This is a genomic window from Caballeronia sp. (genome assembly GCF_049581465.1).
Classification (GTDB): domain Bacteria; phylum Pseudomonadota; class Gammaproteobacteria; order Burkholderiales; family Burkholderiaceae; genus Caballeronia.
Genome location: NZ_JBAUSA010000293.1, coordinates 1 through 2831, shown reverse-complemented (window position 1 = coordinate 2831; position 2831 = coordinate 1). Strand labels below are relative to the sequence as shown.

4 protein-coding genes and 1 pseudogene are annotated in these 2831 nt (G+C 57.9%); all 5 read left to right on the top strand.

The features are described from left to right. Positions 1-496: pseudogene (locus WCA53_RS07350) on the top strand (hypothetical protein); the annotation flags it as partial. An 88-nt stretch (positions 497-584) separates the two neighbouring features. Continuing rightward, positions 585-1295 carry a StbB family protein gene (gene stbB / locus WCA53_RS07345; RefSeq protein ID WP_423907464.1) on the top strand — a complete coding sequence of 237 codons (711 nt, stop codon included), beginning with the start codon at positions 585-587 and terminating at the stop codon, positions 1293-1295. Between the two features lies 1 nt (position 1296). Then, positions 1297-1734, top strand: coding sequence for a hypothetical protein (locus WCA53_RS07340; RefSeq protein ID WP_423907461.1), 438 nt, complete (start codon positions 1297-1299; stop codon positions 1732-1734). Between the two features lie 39 nt (positions 1735-1773). Beyond that, positions 1774-2094 carry a TrbM/KikA/MpfK family conjugal transfer protein gene (locus WCA53_RS07335; RefSeq protein WP_423907458.1) on the top strand — a complete coding sequence of 107 codons (321 nt, stop codon included), beginning with the start codon at positions 1774-1776 and terminating at the stop codon, positions 2092-2094. Between the two features lie 283 nt (positions 2095-2377). Further along, the coding region (locus WCA53_RS07330) for a LysR family transcriptional regulator (RefSeq protein WP_423907456.1) at positions 2378-2831 on the top strand (454 nt) is incomplete at its 3' end.

The following is a 2831-nucleotide window of genomic DNA, read 5'->3' as shown; positions in this document are numbered from 1 at the left end:
GCGTAACGCGTGGCGTGCCACCTCGCCCGATGCGCCGGCACGTGACCAGGGCGCGCCGGCCGCACAGGCATCGCTCCCCACAGAGGTTGCAGCGGAGATCGCGGAGCGCCGGCGAATCGCCCAGGTGCGCGAGGCATTCCTACGTGGCGAATTGCCACTGAAGCCCGAGCAACAAGTGATTGTCGACGCGGCCCGCGAACGCATCAAGGAAACTGCTGCACGCGCGGTCATGGAAGACGCGATCAAAGGCTTATCGCCGCAGGCGCAGGAGACCGCGCGGGGGGAGTTCGAAAGTGCGGTGGCCGACGCACGTGCGAATAATCGGCCACTCGATGTGCCCATGCCGCAGGTAAGCGAGCAAACGATTGAAAGGATCCGTGCGGAGATTGCGCGCGAGCAGGGCGCGTCCGATCGGAGCGGCTCGGCACAAGAGCGCGCAGCGGCTGAGTACGCCACTTTCGAACAAGATGCGCCCAGTCTTGAACCCGACCACTAGGCAAGTCGCCTTCGCCTACGTAGCGCGGCCGACCGCACCACACATACGGCCCCCGCTCCACACGACCAAAAAGATAGAGTGAACCGCCATGAAAATCGCTGTGATCAATTTCTCAGGCAACGTCGGCAAGAGCACTGTTGCGCAGCACCTCCTCGCACCGCGCATGAACAACGCACCCATTATCGCCATTGAGTCGATCAACTCAGACGGCAAAGACAACGGTGCCTTGCGCGGAAGTCAGTTTGACGAACTGCAGGACCAGTTGATGACGCTTAAAAATGCGGTTGTCGACATCGGTGCGTCCAATGTCGAGGACTTCGTGGGCTTGATGCAGAGATACGACGGTTCCCACGAGGATTTCGATCTGTTCGTGGTTCCAACGGTGCCGGCGGTGAAACAGCAAGTGGACACGATTGCCACGCTTCGAGCACTCTCCGAAGACATCGGTGTGCCAGCGACAAAAATCAAACTGATCTTCAATGCAGTCGATCCCAAGCAGCACGTCGTAAAGGTGTTCGGACGAGTTTTTGAATTCCATGCGGCAAAAAAAGGATTTGTTCTGAGTCCCGAGGCCATCATTTACGAAAATCCAATTTTCGAAAAGATAAAGGGGTTTGATAAGTCGATCAGTGAGATCAGGAACGATCCGATCGACTACCTTGCAATGAACGCCGACGCCATCGAGAGTGGGGCGCCGGAGGAGCAGAAGGCATTTATCCGGCAGATGGTCGCACTTAAGCGGCTCGCGAACCGCGTGACAACGGAACTCGATGCGGTATTCAAGGCCGTGGTGCACTGATATGGGTGCGCCCGACGACTCGATCCGAGAAGAATTGATAGGCGCGGTGTTGGGTGAATTGTCCTTGTTGCGTCGGGACGTCACCGAACTGGTCGGATTGCTCGAAAGAAACGGTCAACGATTCGCAAACGATAGCGACCTAGCCATTCTCAAGCTGGCCTCGCGGTCGGATCAGTTCTTGAACGACTTTCGCGCGAGTAGCGCCGATGTGCTGGATAAGGCGAACGCCTTCGGCGAAGCACGTGAGCAGCTGCTTGCCGAGATTGCATTGCGCCAGTACGACGAGGTGCACGTCCGATACCGCGCATTGATCCGTGAGGTGCTAGGCGAGTTGCCATCACGTACTAGCGTTAGTCGCGTCGAGCTGGCGCTATGGAGTATCGGCGTTGCCGTCCTATCCGCCACGCTGTCGGCCGCCGCGGTGATGTTCTTTAAATAAGCCACCACGCAGCCTACTGAATCAAGACGGAGGGTTTCCATGAAACGACAAACAATCGCGGTCATCGTCGCAAGTGCGCTTGTCGCCGGCGCACCTATCGAGGTGAACGCATCTGACAACCAATCGGCTTGTGGCGCGGTGTTGTGCCTCGCCGGAGTCATCGCTGGCGGTAGCGGCGGTGGAGACTGTGAGGGTTATATGTGGGACTATTTTTCAATCGTCAAATTTCACAATGGGCACTTCGACTTGGCCGGCACGTTAAACGCTCGAACAGGTTTTACGGACCAATGTCAGAGCGCAGATGCCGTGACGAAAAAACGCGCAAATGACAAATATGGCACGAGCCAGTCCGGGCCGTGATTAGGTACGGTGTTTTATGTCTGGCGAATTTGTCTCAACTATCCGTAGTCGGAACCCGTTGGAGGTCTGAAGGGGCTTGCTGGGCGCCTCCTCGATGTCTTTGACTCTGCGATCGGCCTCTCCACACGTTGGCAGCGCGGTACCAGTACACTACCCTCTAAGCAAAATCCGGATCATCCGCTCCGCCGCATGCGCCGATGTCTCTCGGGCAGAGCGTTGAGGGGGTTCCGGTCCTCACTTCGTGAAGTCCCTTTCAGAACCCTCGATTCGCGTCAAAAATGCTATGGACTATTTTGCTGCGGTACGGGCCTTTGTTTGCGCAGCGGAAATGCAGAGCTTCAGCAAGACGGCACATGAAATGGCAGTCAAGACCTCGACCATCTCGCGCTACGTGAGCGACTTGGAAAAGGATCTGGGCATTGCACTGTTCAACCGGTCGACGCGGGGGCTCGTCCTGACGGAGGGCGGCAGGGTATTTCGTGAACACGCCATCGTTGCCCTACAGGCGCTCGATGACGCGCGCGAGGTCACCTCGTCGCTGAATCGCACACCGCAAGGCGTGCTGCGCATCACGATGCCGTCGGCATTCGGGCGCCTGCATATCGTGCCGCATCTGCCAGCGTTCATGACGCGCTACGCCGACATCGGCCTCGATATCGTGTCGACCGACGAAACGCTGAACATGATCGACGCTGGCATCGACGTGGCGATCCGTATTGGCGTGCTGCCCGATTCCT

Excerpts from the sequence above, each read along its gene's own strand:
- WCA53_RS07340 (WP_423907461.1), top strand. The coding sequence starts at position 1,297 with ATGGGTGCGCCCGACGACTCGATCCGAGAAGAATTGATAGGCGCGGTG.
- WCA53_RS07335 (WP_423907458.1), top strand. The coding sequence starts at position 1,774 with ATGAAACGACAAACAATCGCGGTCATCGTCGCAAGTGCGCTTGTCGCC.
- stbB (WP_423907464.1), top strand. The coding sequence starts at position 585 with ATGAAAATCGCTGTGATCAATTTCTCAGGCAACGTCGGCAAGAGCACT.